This window comes from Stutzerimonas sp. R40042 (genome assembly GCF_026642215.1).
Classification (GTDB): domain Bacteria; phylum Pseudomonadota; class Gammaproteobacteria; order Pseudomonadales; family Pseudomonadaceae; genus Stutzerimonas; species Stutzerimonas frequens.
Genome location: NZ_CP113258.1, coordinates 1441595 through 1461836, shown reverse-complemented (window position 1 = coordinate 1461836; position 20242 = coordinate 1441595). Strand labels below are relative to the sequence as shown.

20 protein-coding genes, 2 pseudogenes and 1 riboswitch are annotated in these 20242 nt (G+C 58.5%); of the genes and pseudogenes, 2 read left to right on the top strand and 20 right to left on the bottom strand.

What is annotated here, in order from left to right; genetic code table 11:
• Positions 1–30: 30 nt before the first annotated feature.
• A riboswitch (cobalamin riboswitch) is annotated at positions 31–250 on the bottom strand.
• A 145-nt stretch (positions 251–395) separates the two neighbouring features.
• Positions 396–1199, top strand: coding sequence for a metallophosphoesterase family protein (locus OUY36_RS06945; protein WP_110777788.1), 804 nt, complete (start codon positions 396–398; stop codon positions 1197–1199).
• 20 nt (positions 1200–1219) lie between these two features.
• Here OUY36_RS06945 and nhaD read toward each other — a convergent pair whose 3' ends face one another.
• The 17 genes and pseudogenes from nhaD to OUY36_RS06860 all read right to left on the bottom strand — a co-directional run bounded on the left by nhaD (position 1220) and on the right by OUY36_RS06860 (position 14599).
• On the bottom strand, positions 1220–2473 hold the full coding sequence (gene nhaD, locus OUY36_RS06940) for a sodium:proton antiporter NhaD (RefSeq protein WP_063541318.1): 1254 nt from the start codon (positions 2471–2473) through the stop codon (positions 1220–1222).
• Between the two features lie 192 nt (positions 2474–2665).
• A complete protein-coding gene (locus OUY36_RS06935; protein ID WP_267937326.1) occupies positions 2666–3190 on the bottom strand; it encodes a C40 family peptidase in 525 nt (174 codons plus the stop codon).
• 76 nt (positions 3191–3266) lie between these two features.
• Complete coding sequence (locus OUY36_RS06930; RefSeq protein WP_023444383.1) at positions 3267–3899, bottom strand: C40 family peptidase; 633 nt, start codon at positions 3897–3899, stop codon at positions 3267–3269.
• A gap of 183 nt (positions 3900–4082) precedes the next feature.
• Positions 4083–4544, bottom strand: coding sequence for a group II truncated hemoglobin (locus tag OUY36_RS06925; RefSeq protein WP_200594808.1), 462 nt, complete (start codon positions 4542–4544; stop codon positions 4083–4085).
• 91 nt (positions 4545–4635) lie between these two features.
• Entirely contained in the window at positions 4636–4929 is a 294-nt protein-coding gene (locus OUY36_RS06920; protein ID WP_200594806.1) for a cyd operon YbgE family protein, read from the bottom strand.
• Positions 4926–5030, bottom strand: coding sequence for a cytochrome bd-I oxidase subunit CydX (gene cydX, locus OUY36_RS06915; RefSeq protein WP_017244701.1), 105 nt, complete (start codon positions 5028–5030; stop codon positions 4926–4928). The genes OUY36_RS06920 and cydX overlap by 4 nt, the downstream gene beginning before the upstream one ends.
• A gap of 47 nt (positions 5031–5077) precedes the next feature.
• A complete protein-coding gene (cydB, locus tag OUY36_RS06910; RefSeq protein WP_102840730.1) occupies positions 5078–6220 on the bottom strand; it encodes a cytochrome d ubiquinol oxidase subunit II in 1143 nt (380 codons plus the stop codon).
• 10 nt (positions 6221–6230) lie between these two features.
• Positions 6231–7871, bottom strand: a complete 1641-nt coding sequence (locus OUY36_RS06905; RefSeq protein ID WP_267937324.1) for a cytochrome ubiquinol oxidase subunit I — start codon at positions 7869–7871, stop codon at positions 6231–6233.
• The gene (gene cydP, locus OUY36_RS06900; RefSeq protein WP_063541311.1) at positions 7868–8047 is read right to left on the bottom strand and encodes a cytochrome oxidase putative small subunit CydP; all 180 of its coding nucleotides are present in this window, start codon (positions 8045–8047) and stop codon (positions 7868–7870) included. Before cydP ends, OUY36_RS06905 begins: the two co-directional genes overlap by 4 nt.
• A 328-nt stretch (positions 8048–8375) precedes the next feature.
• Positions 8376–8930 (bottom strand): putative natural product biosynthesis protein, encoded by a 555-nt coding sequence (locus OUY36_RS06895; RefSeq protein ID WP_267937323.1) that lies wholly within the window; start codon positions 8928–8930, stop codon positions 8376–8378.
• Between the two features lie 106 nt (positions 8931–9036).
• Positions 9037–9399 carry a DUF2946 domain-containing protein gene (locus OUY36_RS06890; RefSeq protein ID WP_110777792.1) on the bottom strand — a complete coding sequence of 121 codons (363 nt, stop codon included), beginning with the start codon at positions 9397–9399 and terminating at the stop codon, positions 9037–9039.
• Between the two features lie 87 nt (positions 9400–9486).
• Complete coding sequence (locus tag OUY36_RS06885) at positions 9487–10158, bottom strand: DNA-3-methyladenine glycosylase I (RefSeq protein ID WP_267937322.1); 672 nt, start codon at positions 10156–10158, stop codon at positions 9487–9489.
• A 205-nt stretch (positions 10159–10363) separates the two neighbouring features.
• Positions 10364–11440 carry a 3-deoxy-7-phosphoheptulonate synthase gene (locus OUY36_RS06880; protein WP_267937320.1) on the bottom strand — a complete coding sequence of 359 codons (1077 nt, stop codon included), beginning with the start codon at positions 11438–11440 and terminating at the stop codon, positions 10364–10366.
• Between the two features lie 266 nt (positions 11441–11706).
• Positions 11707–11835: a hypothetical protein gene (locus tag OUY36_RS06875; RefSeq protein WP_267937318.1), complete on the bottom strand. Its 129-nt coding sequence runs from the start codon at positions 11833–11835 to the stop codon at positions 11707–11709.
• A 98-nt stretch (positions 11836–11933) separates the two neighbouring features.
• A pseudogene (gene ttcA, locus OUY36_RS06870) lies at positions 11934–12635 on the bottom strand (tRNA 2-thiocytidine(32) synthetase TtcA); the annotation flags it as partial.
• 168 nt (positions 12636–12803) lie between these two features.
• Entirely contained in the window at positions 12804–13691 is an 888-nt protein-coding gene (gene ttcA / locus OUY36_RS06865) for a tRNA 2-thiocytidine(32) synthetase TtcA (RefSeq protein ID WP_161611938.1), read from the bottom strand.
• A gap of 436 nt (positions 13692–14127) precedes the next feature.
• Positions 14128–14599, bottom strand: a pseudogene (locus OUY36_RS06860) (VOC family protein).
• Positions 14600–14685: 86 nt separating this feature from the next.
• Here OUY36_RS06860 and OUY36_RS06855 point away from each other — a divergent pair.
• On the top strand, positions 14686–15666 hold the full coding sequence (locus OUY36_RS06855; protein ID WP_048376693.1) for an IS5-like element ISPa16 family transposase: 981 nt from the start codon (positions 14686–14688) through the stop codon (positions 15664–15666).
• A gap of 314 nt (positions 15667–15980) precedes the next feature.
• Here OUY36_RS06855 and OUY36_RS06850 read toward each other — a convergent pair whose 3' ends face one another.
• The 3 genes from OUY36_RS06850 to OUY36_RS06840 form a co-directional block, all read right to left on the bottom strand.
• Positions 15981–17618, bottom strand: a complete 1638-nt coding sequence (locus OUY36_RS06850) for a hypothetical protein (RefSeq protein ID WP_126189898.1) — start codon at positions 17616–17618, stop codon at positions 15981–15983.
• Positions 17619–18046: 428 nt separating this feature from the next.
• Positions 18047–19417 (bottom strand): transposase, encoded by a 1371-nt coding sequence (locus OUY36_RS06845; protein ID WP_126189897.1) that lies wholly within the window; start codon positions 19415–19417, stop codon positions 18047–18049.
• Between the two features lie 228 nt (positions 19418–19645).
• Positions 19646–20206 (bottom strand): hypothetical protein, encoded by a 561-nt coding sequence (locus OUY36_RS06840; RefSeq protein ID WP_080585066.1) that lies wholly within the window; start codon positions 20204–20206, stop codon positions 19646–19648.
• Positions 20207–20242: the final 36 nt, after the last annotated feature.

Here is a 20242-nt window from a genome sequence, read left to right as displayed (position 1 = left end):
GATATGCACCCGCCCAGCGCCCGCCGCACTGTCAGTGAAATGCGACAGGCCGGTCTCCGGGCTTGCGAGCGTATGCCGTGCGGCATCTCGAAACCGCGCCTTCCCATGCGTCATGCACAGTGGCCGTTGCGGTTTCTCGACTCGCCTACCGTTGCGGGGGCAGCGCCGGAATCTTCGTGAGAATGGACCGGCTTCCCTGTTTCACCCGTCTGGCACAAGGCCAGGGGGCACCTGAGGCGACGCGGAGGTTAGTCCAAGGTCGGGGATCACGCAACCACGAGGTTGTCGCACGGCCTCTGCAATCTTCGCTTGCATCTCGCCGCTTGGAACGGCGGACGCCGAAAGGCTTCGAATGCAACAATGCCAGCAAACAGCCAGGACCCTCAGCCAAGCCCATGACCAGCATCGTGCAGATCTCCGACACCCATTTCGGCACCGAGCAACCCGCCGTGGTCCAGGCGCTGGAGGATCATGTAAGTGAGCATCGAGCCGATCTGCTGGTGTTCTCCGGCGACATCACCCAGCGCGCCCGCCGCGGGCAGTTCGCCAGTGCCGCGGCCTTCGTCCGTCGGCTGGAGGCCGACGGCGTCGGCGAAACGCTGGTGATTCCGGGCAATCACGACATCCCGCTGTACAACCTCTTCGCCCGTCTGTTCACACCGTACGGCAACTACCGGCGACACTTCGGTGATGAGCTGGAACCGGTTTTCGAGAACGACGACATGCTGGTGATCGGGCTCAATACCACCCATCCGCGCCGACACAAGGACGGCGTGGTGACGGGGCGGCAAGTGGAACGGGTGGCGCAGCGGCTGGCCGAGGGTGACCCGCGCAAGATTCGCATCGTGGTGGCCCACCAGCCATTCGGCGCGATGGTACCGAGCGATCTGAGCAATCTGCAGCACGGCGCTGAACCCGCGCTGCAACGCTGGGCCGAGCACGGGCTGGATCTGGTGATGGGCGGGCACATCCATCTGCCCTACGTGCTGCCGCTGTCCAGGCAGTACAGCGGCCTCGCGCGGGAGATCTGGATGGTGCAGGCGGGCACCACACTCTCGACCCGCCTGCGTGGCACCTCGCCGAACTCCTTCAACCGGCTCAAGCTGCACCCGGGCGAGGAGAAGAAGGTCTGCGTCGAGCGCTGGGACCTGCTCGACGGTCGCTTCGTGCTGGGCTCGCACTTCAACCTGAGCTGGTGACCCACGCTCGCGCGCCGTGATCAGCCTATCGACAGGCCGATCAGGTAGACCCCGGCGAAGCCAATGTTGAAGGCGATGAACAGATAGAGCATGTGCCGCAGGTAGCTGCCGAAGGTGAGGCCCGGCACCTTGCTCATGGCGACGATACCGGCGGCCGAACCGATCACCAGCAGCGAACCGCCGACGCCGACCGCGTAGGTCAGCACCATCCATTCGGCAACGCCCATCTGCAGCCCGGACTTGAGCAACGCGGCGGTCAGCGGCACGTTGTCGATCGCCGCGGACATCACGCCCATCAGGTAGTTGGCCATCACCGCCGGCACCTGGTCATAGATGTGCACCAGCCCGTCGAGCACGCGAACCTCCTTGAGCATGCCCACCAGCAGAAGGATGCCGAGGAAGAAGAACAGCGTCTCGAACTCCACTTGACGCACGTATTCGAGAATCGGATCGGAGTCGTTGTCGTCGCTGAAGAAGCGCGCAACCAGGAACATCACCGAAAGCCCGGCGAGAAAAGTCAGCACTGGCGGAATCTGGAACAGGAAGTTGCCGATGATGGTGCCGAGAATGGTGCAGAGGAAGATCAGCGCGATGGCGACATCCACGCCGCGCACGTCCTTACGGTGCGCCTGCACCACCACCTCGCCGCGCATACCGATCGACAGCATCGCCGCCAGCACCATCACCGCGATGAACGCCGGAACGGCCAGCACCAGTAGTTGAAGAATCGCCACCTTGCCGGCGAGAAAGATCATCAGCGTGGTGACGTCACCGGTGATCAGCGCGACACCACCGGAGTTGACCGCGAACACCACCAACGTGGCGAACTTGATGGTCTTCGCCCTATCCAGCTGCAGCGAGAGGATCAGGGTGATGGAAACCAGCGTCGCGGTGATGTTGTCGGCCAGCGAGGAGAACACGAAGCAGAAGGTCGCGGTGAGGAACAGCAGCGCGCGCTCACTGATTCTTTGCGGCAAGACGAGATAGATTAGGTTCTCGATCATGCCCTTCTTGTTCAGGTAGGCGACGAAGGTCATCGCCGCCACCAGGAAGATCCACAATCCGGCGATCTCGGCGATGTTCTCGTTGAGGCTTTCCAGCACGGTTTCCCGCACCTCGCCAGCCGGAGCAAAGATGAACAACAGCAGCCAGGCCAGGGTGCCGAAGAACAGCGTCACCTTGGCCTTGTTCACATGGGTTACTTCTTCGAGCACGACGCCAAGCAGCGCCGCCACCGCCAGTGCAATCAGCACGTACGTCAGCAATTCAGGCATATCTCACCTAATGGGAAGTGGGGAAAAAGGGTCTGTGCGCGACGGAACGACGCACGGGGAGGAATTGGGGAGGCGCATGTTAGCCAAAGCACCAGACGAGCGGAATCACCGCATGTCAAACGGAGAATGTTTCAGCATATGAATGCGACTAAAGACAGGCTGTCTACGACGGGGGTTCTATGCGGATGAGGCTCAGGGGTTGCGGGCCAGTTGCTCCTGGTCGAGCACGCGCTTGGCGCCCAGATAACTCTTCTGCCAGTAGCCGGCAGTAAGACTGTCCAGACGTACCGTGCCGCCAGATGATGGCGCGTGAACGAAGCGGTCTTCGCCAACGTAGATGCCTGCGTGGCTGACCCGGCGCCCACCGCTGGTCGCGAAGAACACCAGATCGCCGGGCAGCAGTGCGTCGCGCCGTACCGACGGGCCGCGCAGATTGCTCATGGCTTGAGTAGTGCGAGGGAGCTGGATGCCGGCTGCGCCGCGGTAGACGTAGCCGATCAGGCCACTGCAGTCGAAACCGCTGTCCGGCGTGTTGCCGCCCCAGCGATAGGGCGTACCGACCAGGCCAATCGCGCTGAACAGCACGTCTTCAGCGGCGCCGGGTACGGCCTGATGGGCCTTGGGCGTCTGCACGAGTGGCGGCGTGGGCGCCTGCCCGGCACAGGCGGTCAGCAGCGCAGTCAGAACAACGAGCGTGAGACGAGCCGGATAGTGCATGGCAGAGCGGTCCAGGCAAATGAGCCATCACTCTGCCGGCATGTACGGGAAGACGCAACCCCCACAGGTCGCGGGATCAGTGATGGACCGTGTGCGGAACCAGGTCCGAAGCCAGAGCGAGCACGCGCTTGGCTTCCATGTAACTGGCGCGCCAGTACTTGTCGTCCAGGCTGTCGACGCGCACGCCACCACTGCGGCTGCTGGAGGCATGGATGAACTGGTCGTCGCCGATGTAGATACCGGCGTGGCTGACTCGGCCACGGCCGCGGTTGTTGAAGAACACCACGTCGCCCGGCTCGAGCTCACTGCGCTTGACCACCGGTGCGTCGAGGTTGATCAGCTCGCGAGTGGAACGCGGCAGCTCGAGCCCGGCTTCCTTGCGGAACAGAAAACCGACGAAGCCGCTGCAGTCGAATCCGCTCTTCACCGAACTGCCACCGTAGCGATACGGGGTACCGACCAGGGTGAAGCCGCGCTCGAGGATGCTGTCGGCCAGCTGCGGCAGCTGGTAGTCGTGTTCGTCGGTCAGTTCGGCCAACGACTGCTCTTCACTCTTGTCGAGGGCAGCGAAGTCGAAGTCTGCAAGAGGATGATTGTGCGACAGCCGAGGCGATTCGATCTGCTGCTCGGTCTGTACGGGCTGGCCGGCGCAGGCGGTCAGCAGGGCGATGAGTGCGAGAGGCACGAGGGGTGCGAAGCGTTGGCGCATGGGCACGGCCGTGTCATTGATTCCAAAGTGCCGGCGACTATGCCTTCTATCGCTTCGATGATCAATTTCAATCGGACGAATTGTGACGAATCCCCTGCGACAAAACGTCTGCGCGCCCCGCCTGCGGCCGACGCAGCCGCTTGATCTCGGTTGCGTCGGCCGCGAGAGCACTATCCGGGCTGATCAGCATCCGCACTGCCCGGCGTGCTCCGGCGCGCTTGCGCAACCGCCGGCACCGCAGCCGTGCGCATCATGCGAATCGTTGCGCAGGGCATCGGCCATGTCCGCCATCGCCTGCTCGAGCCGGACGCGCAAGTCACCGCCCATGAGGGTTTCGGCCAGCGCCTTGTGCATGCAGAACATCCATTGGTCGCGCTCGAGCACGCCGATGCGGAAAAAGCGGTGGCGAAAACGCAACCGCGGGTGGCCATGCTTCTCGATGAAACGAGAGGGGCCGCCAAGCCACCCGGAAAGGAAATCGAACAGTCGCTCCCGGATCTGCGTGGTATCGCTGCCATGCATGTCGCGCACTTCGGCTACATCGGGTTCGCACAGCATCAGATCATAGAAGCGGTCGACCAGGCGCCGTAGCGGTTCGTCACCGCCCAGTTCCTGATAAGGGGTTGGTTCGATGGAAGCGTTCAAGACATTACTCCTTGAAGAAAACCGTAGCGGCCACAGACAGGCCGCCGGCTCGTTCGAAAATCGCAACAAGCGGGTCGATTGAAGTGGAGTGCTAGCGCTGCGCCTGCCAGAGAATCAGATAGCCCAACCCCATCAGAGGCCAGCCGAGCAAGGGATGGAACGCCAGGCGCCAGGCGCCGTGCCTGGGCACGAAGCCGACACCATGGATGAAGCCTGCCGAGATGCCCCACATCACGAACATCAATTGCGGATGGCTGTAGCCGCCCTGCCCGTCCAGCATGGCCGCCGGGTGAATCAGCAGAACCAGCGCCAGCGGCCCGGCCAGCAACAGGGAGAGCGTGCGAGCGGCTGCGCCATACAGCCGCCCGCCGGTCAGCCCGATCAAGGCTTTGCGTCCAGGTCCTGCGTGGCCTCGAGCCACAGGGCATTGATGATGCCGAAGCTGCAGGCCAGCAATACGCCGAGAATCCAGGTGAAGTACCACATAGTCTGATCTCCTTGGCACGGTGGGCGACATCCGCCCACCTGCTCGTTCAATAAAGGCCGTGAGGGTTGGCTTCGATGGTCTTCTGGTTGAGGCGCCCCCACATGCGGATGTAGCTCCACAGCGTGTAGCAGAGGATCAGCGGTACGAAGATACAGGCCACGACAAACATGATGCCCAGCGTCTTGTGACTCGACACCGCATCCCAGAGGGTGAGGCTGGAAGCCGGGTCGAGGCTCGACGGGAAGACGAAGGGGAACAGCGCAAAGCCCGCGGTGCAGATGCTGCCAACGATCATCAGGCTGGTACCGAGGAAACTCACGCCACCGCTGTTGCGAGTGGAACCCAGCAGCGCGAGCAATGCGCCGACGATGCCTGCCGCCGGTGCGATCAGGGTGATCGGATAGCGCGAGTAGTTGGCCAGCCAACCGACGTTGTCCTGGGCCACCTGCTTGTCCAGCAGCGGATTGAGCGCTGCCCCCGGATCGGTCACTGAAAGCTGGCTGAAGCCCTGGATTCCCAGCGCCAGCCATGCCCCGGCGGCAACGAAGCCGAACAGGAACACCAGCACGCAGAGGCGCGTTGCCTGCCGCGAGCGCTCGGCCAGGTCACCATCGGTACGCAGCATCAGCCAGGCACCGCCGTGAGCACTGAGCATGCTCAGGCTGACCACGCCACAGAGCAGCGCGAACGGGTTGAGCAATGCGAAGAACGAGCCGTGGTAGGTCGAACGCATCAGCTCGTCGAGCTGGAACGGCAGCCCGAGAAACAGGTTGCCGAAGGCCACGCCGAACACCAGCGCCGGCACCGCACCGCCGACGAACAGCGCCCAGTCCCAGGCACTGCGCCAGCGCGGGTCCTCCACCTTGCTGCGGTAGTCGAAGCCCACCGGCCGGCAGAACAGCGCGAACAGCACCAGCAGCATGGCCCAGTACAGCCCGGAGAAGGCCACCGCGTAGACCATCGGCCAGGCGGCGAACAAGGCGCCACCGGCGGTGATGAACCACACCTGATTGCCGTCCCAATGCGGGGCGATGGTGTTGATCGCCACGCGCCGCTCGTTGTCGGTCTTGCCGACGAAGGGCATCAGCGCCATGGCGCCCATGTCGAAGCCATCGGTCAGGGCGAAGCCGATCAGCAGCACACCGATCAGCACCCACCAGACCAGCTTGAGAACCTCGTAGTCGAACATCTCGTTTACCTCACATCGCGGTCGGTTCGGTGGGAGCGTCCTTGGCGGGCGCCGGGGTGGTAACCGCTTCGCGCAACCGTTGCACCTGATTGGCGGCCGCAGCCTCCAGCTCGAAGTAATAGCGGCCGGTATGCAGGCTGCTCGGGCCGAGCCGCGCGAAGCGGATCATCAGGAACATCTCGATCACCAGAAGCAGGCTGTAGAAGGCGACCAGGGCGATCAGCGAGCCCCAGATATCACCCGCCGCAAGTGTCGAAGTGGAGAGATGGGTCGGCAGCACTTCGGCAATGGACCAGGGTTGACGACCATGCTCGGCGACGTACCAGCCGGTCTGCGCGGCGATCCAGGGCAGCGGTAGGCTGAACAGCGCGAACTTCAACAACCAGGGCTTGTTCTCGGCATTGCGCTTGATCGATGCCCAGCTGGCCAGGGCGAACAGCACCAGCATCAGGAAGCCCGAGAAAACCATCGCGCGGAAGGTCCAGAACAGGCTGAACACGTTGGGAATGGTGTCGAGCGCCGCCTGCTTGATCTGCGCATCGGTGGCATCCACCACGTTGGCGGTGTACTTCTTCAGCAGCAGGCCGTAGCCGAGGTCCTGCTTGACCTCGTTGAAGGCGGCGATGGCTTCGGGCGACTTGTCGCCGGTGCGCAGCACCTGCAGGCGCTCGTAGGCGAGCATGCCGTTGCGGATGCGCAACTCGTGTTCGGCAACCAGCTGTTTGATCCCCTTGACCTCCTCATCCACCGAACGGGTGGCGATCAGCCCCAGCACGTAAGGGATCTTCACCTCGTAGTCGGTGCGCATCTCGTCCTGATTGGGCAGGCCGAACAGGGTGAAGCCTGCCGGCGCCGGATGGGTGTCCCACTCGGCCTCGATGGCCGCCAGCTTGACCTTCTGCACGTCACCGATCTCGTAGCCGGATTCGTCGCCGAGGATGATCACCGAGATGGTCGACGCCAGGCCGAACACCGCGGCAATGGCGAACGAGCGGCGGGCGAAGCCCAGGTCACGCTTCTTCAGCAGGTAGTAGCTGGAGATCGCCAGCACGAAGATCGCCCCGGTGACGTAGCCGGCCGACACGGTGTGGACGAACTTGACCTGCGCCACCGGGTTGAACAGCAGCGCGCCAAAATCCACCAGCTCCATGCGCATGGTCTCGAAGTTGAACTCCGAGCCCACCGGATTCTGCATCCAGCCGTTGGCGATGAGGATCCACAGCGCCGAGAGGTTCGAGCCCAGCGCTACCAGCCAGGTAACCGCCAGGTGCTGCACCTTGGAAAGGCGATCCCAGCCGAAGAAGAACAGCCCGATGAAAGTCGACTCGAGGAAGAAGGCCATCAGCCCTTCGATCGCCAACGGCGCACCGAAGATGTCCCCGACGTAGTGGCTGTAGTAGGCCCAGTTGGTGCCGAACTGGAACTCCATGGTCAGTCCGGTGGTGACGCCGAGAGCGAAGTTGATGCCGAACAGCTTGCCCCAGAACTTGGTCATGTCCTTGTAGATCTGCTTGCCGGTCATCACATAGACCGACTCCATGATGGCAAGCAGGAACGCCAGACCCAGGGTCAGCGGCACGAAGATGAAGTGATACATCGCCGTCATGGCGAATTGCAGGCGTGACAGATCTACAACGCTTTCCGAGATCATCTCGGCCCTCCCTCGGGATTGGCATCCCGTTTATCAAGCAAATGTTCGGCGACACGCACCGAACCGTTTTCGGGAATGCTGGGAGCATCGAACCAGATGTTTTTTATGGTTATGAGGATCGCGACCTTGACCAGCAGCACCAGCACGATGTCCCGCCTGAGCGATGACTTGAACATGCCTACCTCCTTACTCGCCTGCCGAGGCGCATCGCGCCAAGGCAGCATGCTGCGATTGAAGGCCCCCGTTGGGGTCGGGGGCCGAAACCTGAACGCAGCAGTTCAGGCTCAATCGCCGTGCCCCGGACCCACCCGTGGAAGCAGTGCTCGGGCTCGGGGCAGGCAAAGTGTCCTGCCGCCCCCCTGCCGCCACAACTGCGACAGCCTGCCTCACCTGCGCGAGGCCGCTGCTTCTTTCCGGCCGCCTCGCTTGAAAAGCATAGATGCACCGGGTGGCCATATGAGGCGGCATGATGCCGAACCACCGCCATGCGGCGTCCTGTCGCGCTCATGGCACGCGCAACCAGCGGCGAAAACCGTTGCCGGCCGTGGTGGATAGCGGGCTCCAGGCGAAGTCCCATGGCGCGGGCGGCAGCTCTTCCTCTTCCGCCGGCAAGGCCCTGCCGCCCAGCCGCACACGCGCTTTCCAGTCGAAGACGTGTTCACCGCCACCCTGCCAGCCCAGCACGACGCCGATCGCCGGGCTGTCGTCGCTGGCGACCCAGCGGGCCGCGGCAGCGATCATCATGGTTTCGATCTGTTCCGGCTCGATCAGGTCGCGATAGTCGGAGGCCAGCAACCAGCGGCAGACGCTAAGGTGGAATGTCCAGTCGAGGGCGAGCTGGCAGCCATAGGCCCAGGTCATGAACTGGCGGAAGATCCCCAGCCCATCGGGCGGATCCAGTTTGAGCAGGCGCGGGCATACATCGAACAAGGCGTGCCAGTAAGGCAGCAGCTTGGCATCCAGATGAACGAAGCTGCGGGCATTGCTCGGGTAATCCGGAAATGGCAGCCGATAGCTGACGCGGCTGTCGGCGCGGGCGAATCTTTCCATCATGGTCATGGTGAAATCCCCTGTGTTGACCGTGCCGTCGGAAGGCTCCGACGCGTATCCGCCCCGCAGGCAGCACGCTGCGGCGGGAGCGGTGAAAGGCATCAGTCAGGGGAATTCAGGGCGCGCGAGGGTTCAGCGCCGGCCAGTGGTACCGAGGGCCGCCAAGATGCGGCGCTGGCCGTGGCTGCAGCTTGGCCGTTCGGCGGCCGAGCCAGCCGAGCGCGAACAGCACCACGATGGCCAGCAGGCTCAGACCGCATAGCGGGCAGTCGAAGGCCTGCTCGGCCAGTTCATGCACGTCTGTGGGCGCCTTCGCACCCGCTGGAGTTTCGTCACTGAAGCAGAATGCATCCTGCCCCATGGCCAGCTCGAAACCCACGTGCGTCGCGTGGTTCAGGCTGCAGACAAAGGCATTGAGCAGGATGCAGGTGAGGAGCACCCATACGATCTGCACGCGTTTGTCTTTGACGATGGTCATGTTTGAACTTTACACCGCGCCCCCTCACGCGGCGCTGCGCTAAAGCGTCGCAGCACGCCAGGCTCTCGCCGGACGCGGAACGGGTCGTCAGTGGTTGACGGTGAACGCCAGCATTGCTGAAAGCTGACACAGCGGGCGGCCACTCTCGGCCTGCCACTGGTTGAAGGCAGCCTGCACCGCAGCCTGGTCGCGCTGACTGCTGGGCAGCTTGTCGACGATCTCCTGTGCCTTGAGCGCAGCCACCACGTCATTGCTTGGAATGAAGGTGTCCTTGCCGGCCATGCGCAACAGGCGTGGCGCCGACAGGCCGCCGAGCTGGCTGCCATGCTTGGCCAGGTAGCGCCACAGGCCGACGATGTCGCTGCTCGGCCAGTCCGCCAGCAGGTTGCCGAAGCCGCCTCGCTCCTTTGCCACGTCGAGCACCAACTGAGCATTGCGCGGCACGCTCTTGAGCTTGCCCAGATGGCGGATCAGTCGAGTGTCCTGCATCAGCCGCTCGATGTGCTCGCCGCCCATCAGCACCACCTTTTCCGGATCGAAGCCGAAGAACGCCTGCTCGAACGCCGGCCACTTGGCGTCGACCAGGCTGTGCTTGAGCCCGGCGCGGAAGATGCGCAGGCTGATCAGCGAGAGGTAGCGGTCATCGGAAACGCCGCGCAGCTCATCGGCGCTGCGCGGTTGCGGCAAGCGCGCTTCCAATGCCGCGGCCGAGCCGAAGCGGTTGAGGCAGTACTCGTGCAGCCATTTGTAGTCTTGCATGGTTCGGATCCGATGTGACGGCAGCGGCACAGGGTGCCGATGACGAGCCCGCCTCGCAAGTCCGCCGCAGACGCAGCTGGGCGGCAGCGGTCGGGTAGCACTGCTTGGTGCGCGTCTTATTTGCCCTGCCACCAGGCGCGCAGACGGTGGACAAGCTTCGCGTTGTCCACCCTGCGAGCAAAACGTCGTGCGCGGGCGAGCCGGCTCAGCCGCGCAGCCGCTGCGCCGCCAGACGTAGCAGCTGCTCGGTCGCCATCCACCCGAGGCAGCCGTCGGTGATCGACACGCCGTAGCGCAATTCATCGGACAGCGGCTGGCAACCATCGAACAGGCGGCTCTCCAGCATGACGCCACGCAGGCTCATGTCGCCAGCCAGGCGCTGTTCGATCACCGACTCCAGCACTGCGGGCTGACGCAGTGGGTCCTTGCCACTGTTGGCATGACTGCAATCGACCATGATGCGCGGGGCGATCCCCTGCTTTGCCAGCGCGCAACGGGCAGCAGCGACACTGGCCGCGTCGTAGTTGGGTGCGCCGTGGCCGCCACGCAGCACCAGGTGGGTATCCGGATTGCCGCGGGTGTGCAGCAGTGCCGGATGGCCGAGATCGTCGATGCCGAAATGCTGATGCGGATGCTCGGCCGAACGCATGGCGTCGCAAGCGATGCCGAGGCCGCCATCGGTGCCATTCTTGAAGCCCACCGGTAGGTCCAGCCCACTGACCAGCTCGCGATGGATCTGCGACTCGCTGGTGCGCGCACCAATCGCGGCCCAGCCGAGCAGATCGTCGAAGTATCCGGCAGCCAGCGGCTGCAGCAGCTCGCTGGCGATCGGCAGACCGGTTTCCAGAATATCCAGCATCAGCCGCCGCGACAGGTGCAGCCCCTCGGCCATGTTGCCGCTGCCGTCCAGATGCGGATCGTAGACCAAGCCTTTCCAGCCGACGGTCGTACGCGGCTTCTCCACATAGGCGCGCATCACCAGCAGCAGCTGATCGCTGACTTCGGGAGCAAGGGCGGCCAGACGCTCGGCGTACTCGAGCGCGGCGACAGGATCGTGCAGGGAACAGGGCCCGACGACGACCAGCAGGCGCGGGTCGCGACCGTCGAGCACGGCGCGGATGGCGTTGCGGTCGTTCTGGATGCGCGCGGCAAGGGCGTCGCTCAAGGGCAGACGCTGGCGCAATACTGCGGGGCTGGGCAACGGCTGCGCGCTGCGGCGGACGGAAAGGGTTTCGGCGATGGTCGGGGTGTGGCTGGCAAGTACGGTGGCGGATGCATTCATGATCTGGCGGTTCCTTCTGCCGACGCGGGTGGTCCGCGGCGGCGCTAGTCGGGTGTTCGTTCGCGTGAGGTCTGCTGGGCGTCGAAGCGGCTAAATCGCCAGTCGTAGCGGTAATAACGGTCGGTACGGTAAGTGGTCATGGCGTGTTCCTCGTTGCGTTCGGCCATCGTGTGGCCGAAAAAAACAAAACCCCCGGTCGGGTGGCCGACCGGGGGTTCGAAAACTGCTCTGGTGGCGACCCTGCTTGCTAGGGCGCCTGTGGGGTATCAGGCGCGCCTGCGGCTAAACCAATACCCAAAGTAATAACCAGCGGCTGCAACCTGCTGCCCACGAGCGAACACGGCGCGAATGGCACCGGCATCGACAACGTTCAGGGCTACAGGGTTCAGGAACATGCTGATCTCCAGAAGATGACCGAACCATACTCTGCCGGGACTGCGGCTTTCAACCGGCACGGCAAAAGAAAGTGGCGGGCTCGGCCGGGTGCGCCCGATTACAGGCTCATCACATCGACAAAGCGCGGCGTGGCACTGTCGTCGATGCGCAGGCTCTTGAAGTCGAACAGGTTGCGGTCGGCCAGCTGCGAAGGCACCACGTTCTGCAGCGCGCGGAACATGATCTCGGTGCGCCCCGGCGACTTGCGCTCCCACTCTTGCAACATTTCCTTGATCACCTGACGCTGCAGGTTCTCCTGCGAGCCGCAGAGGTTGCACGGGATGATCGGGAACTCCTTCATCTTCGAATAGGCCTCGATATCCGCCTCATTGCAGTAGGCGAGCGGACGGATCACAACATTGCGGCCGTCATCGGAGAGCAGCTTGGGCGGCATGGCCTTGAGCGTGCCGCCGTAGAACATGTTGAGGAAGAAGGTCTCCAGGATGTCGTCGCGATGATGCCCGAGCGCCATCTTCGTCGCGCCGATCTCGTCGGCGAAGGTGTACAGCGTGCCGCGGCGCAGACGTGAGCACAGCGAGCAGGTGGTCTTGCCTTCCGGAATCTTCTCCTTCACCACCGAGTAGGTGTCCTTCTCGATGATGTGGTATTCGACGCCGATGGACTTCAGGTATTCGGGCAACACGTGTTCGGGGAAGCCTGGCTGCTTCTGGTCCATATTCACGGCGACCACCTCGAACCTGATCGGCGCGACCTTCTGCAGATAGAGCAGCACATCGAGCATGGTGTAGCTGTCTTTTCCTTATAGCTTAAGAAAACATAACTGGACAGCATCAGAATAATCGCAACTTGTTGATTTTAAATGAATTAAATAGAAAGCGGGCTTTACAGAAAAATGCGAAAAAGTAAATTTTGCGTCTTCTTGGCCTCTAAACACCCTCTCCCCCCCCCGAAAAATCACCTTGAACCTTTACAAAATCCGAACGACATCAATCCGGCCTTCAACGCTGGATGATGAAACCTCGGCTGCTTCGAATTCGTAGGGCGGTCGGGCATCCGACCTATCAATGGATAGATCTATAAAATTGAAGAGACTACGATCAGCTAACTGGGATGGACTTACGTTTTGTAAGCTGTGAAAGATGTTTTCTACGCAGCCAGGATTTACCGAATCCCACTCCGCAATCATCGACTTGATTTTTTTCCTCTGCAAATTCTCTTGCGAGCCGCAGAGATTGCACGGAATGATTGGATATGCGCTATCGGCAGCGACCTTTGCTATATCTTTCTCGCGACAGTAGGCGAGCGGCCGGATAACTATATTTCTCTTGTCATCGCTAAGAAGCTTAGGAGGCATCCCTTTCATTTGCGCCTGGAAGAACATGTTCAGAAACAAAGTTTCAACCATGTCATCCATATGATGACCGAGTGCCAATTTAGTAGCCCCAATTTCCTCAGCAAAACTATAAAGCGTGCCCCTTCTGAGTCTAGAGCAAAGAGAACAAGTAGTCTTACCCTCCGGGATCTTACTCTTGACAACGGAATAAGTATCCTTGTCAATTATATAGTAATCAATCCCTTTAGCCTCGAAAAACTCAGGCAAGATATGCTCCGGAAAGCCAGGTTGCTTCTGATCAAGATTAACCGCCACAACACTGAATTTTATTTGCGCAACTCTCTGCAAGTGCAGCAAAGCGTCAAGCATAACGAATGAATCTTTGCCACCACTTACGCAGGCCATAATTTTGTCGCCATCTTCGATCATTGCATAATCTACAACAGCCTTGCCCACATTGCCGCGCAGCTTTTTACGACGAAGTTCCGCAGCTTTATTAATCTGAGATGCTTGTTCGCCCATCATCATAAACACTAGCTTCCAATTAAAATATTTACAAACCCAATTTACTATAAAAATATCGCCCACCTTGCAACATCCCGCACCACTTGCGAAGGATTGAGATAGTTAGACACTACCAAAATCGGACACAGGAACAATCCGAAGCAAAGCACAGCACAGCATTTAGGCCACGTATTTAATATACGACATACACTCTTAAGTAAATCTATAAGGCCGTATCATCTGCCGAGTTTGACGCCAGCGATATCATAACAAGATTATGCCTGCGTTTTATAGAAGCTCCTGACCAACGATTGCATTTAGCTTGACCGAGTCGCAGCAGAGGTGGATCACAGCACGGAACTCTGCGAGTCACGCGGAGGGGCCGCAGCAGCCTCAGAATCGCATGTGGTGTCAGGCAGGCTCAGTCATTGGGGCTGGATTCAGACGTTGAAGATCAAGCCTTCAGCGCAGCCTCGATCGCGGCAAAGTCGATCTTCGTCATGCCATCAATGGCCTCGAACGAACGCGTTGTTGCCGCTCGATCAGGGCTGGGTATTGCAGCCGTCAGAATATGCAGGGAGATCTACCACGAAACACCCACTCGTCCCTGTACCAGCCATACGCGCTCACCTGGCCCCATTGTTAATGATCGTGTTCACAAGTGGTCCGTCTCAGCCTGATCATCGGTCGCGACCTGGAACGAAAAGGCTCTTTGTACTGGAACACCGGACCGTCGCTCAGGCCAAGGCAGGACATGCGCGCTACCCTGAACTCGACCGCGAACACATCGCCCTGTTTGCCGGCTGGATAGTCGCCCGGAGCGTGGCGGACGGCCACCACCACTCAGTCCGAAAAGTCTCTGCATAGAAAGAAGAAGTCTCCCCTTTGATTACAACAAAACGGCAGTAGCTGATTGCGGTGACGATTCGAAGCTTCCACTCATCTAGGGAAGGTCTGAAAAAGACTTCCCGAATCTGGTGAAACACGCCGATCCCGCCAGCCGAGTTTTTCCATGAAGCAGATGACCTTCGCCGACGCCGAGTACGCCGGCAAGCGCAAGCAGACCCGTAAGGAATTGTTCCTGATCGAGATGGATCAGGTGGTGCCGTGGAAGGGATTGATTGCCCTGATCGAGCCACACTACCCAAAGGGTGAAGGTGGTCGTCCAGCCTATCCGCTGATGGCCATGTTACGTATCCATCTGATGCAGAACTGGTTCGGCTACAGCGACCCGGCCATGGAAGAAGCGCTCTACGAGACGACCATCCTGCGTCAGTTCGCCGGGCTGAGCCTGGAGCGTATTCCCGACGAAACCACCATCCTAAATTTCCGTCGCTTGCTGGAGAAACATGAGCTGGCAGCCGGCATCCTCGGCGTAATCAATGGCTACCTGGGGGATCGCGGCCTGTCGCTGCGCCAGGGCACTATCGTCGATGCCACACTGATCCACGCGCCCAGCTCGACCAAGAACCAGGACGGCAAGCGCGATCCGGAGATGCACCAGACCAAGAAGGGCAACCAGTACTACTTCGGCATGAAGGCCCACATCGGTGTGGATGACGAGTCGGGGCTGGTGCACAGCGTGGTCGGCACGGCGGCAAACGTGGCGGATATCACCCAGGTCGACAAACTGCTGCACGGTGAAGAGAACGTCGTCTGCGCCGATGCCGGCTACACCGGCGTCGAAAAGCGCCCCGAACATGCTGGCCGCGAAGTGATCTGGCAGGTCGCAGCACGCCGCAGCACCTACAAGAAGCTCGATAAACGCAGCGCCCTGTACAAAGCCAAGCGCAAGATCGAGAAGGCCAAGGCACAAGTGCGAGCGAAGGTCGAGCACCCGTTTCGAGTGATCAAGCGCCAGTTCGGTTACGTGAAGGTGCGCTTCCGTGGCCTGGCCAAGAACACCGCTCAGCTGGTGACGCTGTTCGCGCTGTCGAACCTATGGATGGCGCGCCGACATTTGCTGACTACCGCAGGAAAGGTGCACCTGTAATGCGGAAAATGGCTGCTGCGAGGTGCTCGCGGCGGCCAAAAACGGAGAACTGAGCGGGTTACCTGGTCGATTTTGATCGACGGCCCGCTTTCAAAAGCAGCGAGGGCTGAAGTCGACCGGAAATACAGGGTTACTTCAGACCTTCCCTAGGTCTCAGTGGTCCACGATGGTTCGGCTGTTGCCAGTCACGACGGGCCGGATTTAATCCATAGCTGCCGGTGGCGACAGGCCGAAACCGGCCAGAAACTGCTGGTCACGCCAAGGCTGGGCCGGTTTCGCTGAGGCTCGAAAGCATCTATGAAACTGGGGGCTATTCACTCGCCCCAATACTTGGCGTCGTAAAGGTTCTTCATGCGATGTGTTTCAACGTGTCGTTGATAAATCGTATGGCCAGGGAGGCTGAAAACTTTTTGTTCCTCAGTGATCTCAATCTCGGATTTTATCTTTGCAATAAATGCTTCAATTTGTTCTGGTAGTTCAGTTAAAACATTGCAGCAAGGCAATACGTTTTTAAGAAGATTGCAGTTTATTGGGGTTATTTTGTTGCTTTCTAGTAATTGCCAGCTAAAAGTGCTTCCGAAACTGGAATTTGTTAAAACTGCGCGAATATGATTGATTTGCGCCGAATCATCCAAGCTGAGAAAAGATTTTTTGAATAAACTAGTTTTCTCCTTGGGTTCGAGTTTATCAAATCGTTTGGTCTGCTCAACTGCTTCCCGAATTCTATCGTCCAAACGTCGCACCATGCGAGCTGACTCAGGGTATAAAGTGGCTTTTGCCTGGACGGTCATCACGGTATTGGATTTATTGCAAAAAACCAATAAATCAATCTCGCCCCCAGTAAAGTCACATTCTAAATAAGTATAAAAGCCATTGCTTTCGAAATGCCTTTGAGCCCTTCTCAAGAGTTCAGGTTCGAAAAAGTGAGATATCAATCCGTCATAGTTGTATTTAGTATTTTTATCATCATCTATTAGTATGGAGATCAAAAGATTTCTCGTGCCCAGTAGGGTTGGAACTAAGGCCGGGCAGAAGTATACGTCATCCGAAATGCTCCAGAATGGCGGCATGAATTTTAAGCTTAGGCTGCCATTTTTTCCCTCGCCGCAGAAGAAAAACTCAGAAAATTTATCGTAGTCTGACTCAGCCACCCCGGTGAGCTTTTGAACTAGAAATTTCAGCTCGGCGGCACCCAGCCTGGCCATGCCAAGGCCTTGTAAATGATGATCTCCATCCCCTGAGTCTTTAAGTTCATTGACTTCCAGGTATTTGTAAACTATGAACGTGATGTCATTATAGATTTGCCCTATGCAGATAAAAGCATTCCTGATTTTTTTAAAGGCATCGGCAGAAGAAAATCCAATCTGCGTATAGAAATCAGGTGGAATAATATCTGCTTCAATGAATGCATTTTCAGATGCTTTGTACTGCTCGGAAATGTAATCAAAATAAAATGTGGGATTTACGGGCTTGTTGGTTCTTAGCCGATTAACAACGCTCTTGAGCCAAGGTCTAGAATCGTGAGCTTGGTTTGAAATAACTGGTAGAGATAAATGCGTTACAATGATGTCATTGATTTCATGTTTGAGTGTAATTTCATCAGCGTAGTCGATCGTTGACTTTTCGCTGCTTTCGCGAGTGAATCTATATATTTTGCTACGAATAAATGGGATGACTATATTGAGGTTTGCGCAAGCGAATAAATTTTTAAAGTCATCAGGGTTTAGCTTGCGCAAAAAATCATCGCATGATTCAGGGCTTTGAGGACTAAAGTCGTTCATGCGCTCAAATACAAATGTATACGGAATTGCGAAGCTATGAGGTGCTTGCTTTTCTTGAATGAATTGGAAGGTGGCAACCTGGCAGAAATGATTGTAAACATGGAGAAAAGGTTGTCGAAGAATTGGGTTGTCATCAAACAGCTTGTCGATCTGTGGTTCGAGGATTTTCATTTACAAGCCCGGCTATCAAAATTTGAAAATAGAAAAAGCAACCCGTCGCATCAGGGTTTTTTATCGATTTTATAGGGTGGAAGAGCGATATTATCTCATGATTTGCCAAGGTGGGTGGAGTGAGATAAACAGAAAGTCAAGTTTGGTCTGAGGTATATGTTGTTTTCTTAGCCCCAAGACAATCTCTGCAGGCCTTGCCTGAAAGTTTTGGTTTGGTAACTGAATCGCTAAAGGTTCTATAGACACAATTGAGCGGCTGCTACTGGCCGATTCTGTTGAAAAACTAAGTTCTGCGGCAGCCAGCTGGTCAGCGGTGCCTACTATCGAAGTGACTGGAAGCCACTTCAAGTTGCCTTTCGGCGTTTCACTGAGCTTCCTTGCCTGGGTCTGAGGGTTAATTCGAGGGTTTCTGCTCGCCGCAGGCGCACCTATCCCGTGAGTGGTGGCCCTTGAGGCAAAAGCTTGGCCATGCGGCGCAGGTTCTGCACCGTCGCAGCCAAGGTGAATTCGTCAGCGGCACCTGTCAGGCCACGCAATCGTAAACGATCGAGTTTCATGATCCGTTTGAGGTGGGCGAAAAGCACCTCCACCTTCTTCCGTTCGCAACGAGAGACGAGGTATTCCGGTGTCTTGGCGATGCGTCGCGCCACGTCACGGGCAGCTTCATGGATGCTGCGGACGATCTTCCGATTCGGTGTGTTAGGGCAGCACTTCGCTTTCAGCGGACATGTGGCGCAGTCGGTTTGACTGGAGCGGTAGATGATGGTGTTGGCCTTGGTCACCCGCGATCTTTTCTGGGTGAAGGCGCGCCATTCACTGCGTAGCGGTTTGCCGGTTGGGCAGTGGTATTCATTGGCCTCCGGATTCCAGTGGAAATCGTTACTGGAGAGGCTGTCGTCTTTGCGCTCGGTCTTGTCCCAGACTGGGACATGCGGGTCGATGTTCTTTTCTTCGACCATCCAGGCCAGCATCGGGGCAGTGCCATAGGCGGTATCACCAATGAGGCGCTCTGGCGTGAGGTCGAACTGCGCTTCAACGCGATCAACCATCGTCCTGGTCGAATCGACCTCGGCAGTACGATGCGCTGGAGTTGCTTCCACATCCATGATCACGCCATGCTCAGTATCGATCAGGTAATTCGTGGAGTAGGCAAAGAAGGCCGGGCCGCCTGGCGCAGCAGTCCAACGGGACAGCGGATCGGTGAGCGAGATTTTCTTGGGAAGAGCCTCAGCAAGCGCCTCTTCATCAAGGGCTTCAAGATACTCGCGCACCGCGCGGCTGCTGAGCGCGGGATCACGCCAGTCGACTTCATCTCCCGTCACTCCACGTTGCCGGCTGGCATCCGCCTTGATGATGCTGGCGTCCACAGCGAAGCCTTCGCCTTTGACCAGGCCAGCCGCCATGCAGCGGCGCAGCACCTCATTGAACAACCAACGGAACAGACCGCTGTCACGGAAACGGCCGTGGCGATTCTTCGAGAAGGTCGAGTGATTGGGTACTTCGTCTTCCAGACCCAGCCGGCAGAACCAACGATAGGCCAGATTTAAGTGCACCTCTTCGCACAGCCGTCGTTCGGAACGGATGCCGTAGCAGTAGCCAACGACCAGCATCCGCACCATCAACTCCGGGTCGATCGAGGGGCGTCCGATGGAACTGTAGAAATCCGCAAGGTAGCTGCGCAGGTCACTCAGATCCAGGCACTGGTCGATACTGCGCAAGAGGTGTTGGGCTGGGACATGGTCTTCCAGATTGAACGAGTAAAACAGGCGCTGCTGTCCACCCGGTAGCTGTCCCATCATGCTGTTCGCCCCCGCGCTCACCGACAGAGTGATTCTGCCGCCGGCACGGGGAAATCGCTACTTTTTCAACAGAATCGGCCAGAAGCGGACATTCACAGTGACTGAGGAATGAGGGGCGGGTCACTTTTGCTCGGATAACCTAACGTTGGAATTCAGCGGCTGCCGTAGGCAGTCCGCTGGAATGACTTGTTAGGCAACAACTCCACTGCCTATGGGTTTATAGCGGATTTACTTAGGTTGGTACTCCAATGATGAATGGTGAAGGTTAATGCGCAAATTTCCCGCATCGTCTTTAACGTAACCCCACGTTTTGTCAACGGTAGTCACTTTCCCATTTTTATCTGTGAAGTGAACTTTCCCCATAGTAATTGCGCTATTGCCATCAAGAAAAATAGCAGAAGTGACAGGCTCACATTTTCTCCAGCCTTTTAGAGCAAAACCTGTGTCGGCAGGGAAGGATGGGTCACCGCCAACGAAATAAGATAGCGCACCGGCACGTGTGGGGCGAAATGTTTGAGGGTTCACCGTGAGCGTAGGCTTAAAGAGTACTGCGCCCATTTGGTAGGCGTAAGCGGAATCTATGACTTTCTCGGCCAATGCTCTCGCTGCTACTTTTCCATCCTTTTCGTATGCGGCGTTGATATCAAGAAGAGCAGCACACCATGCTTGCTGAGCTGTTAATGCTTCCTTCTCTGTTACTGCCTGATTTACAACGATGGGCTCGTTTGCGTTCGCAATATTTGAGGTAAGTGCGACTAATGCTGTTAATGCTACAAGTTTGACTTTCATAGTTGGGAGACCCCTGGGTTGAAAGAATTGGATTGT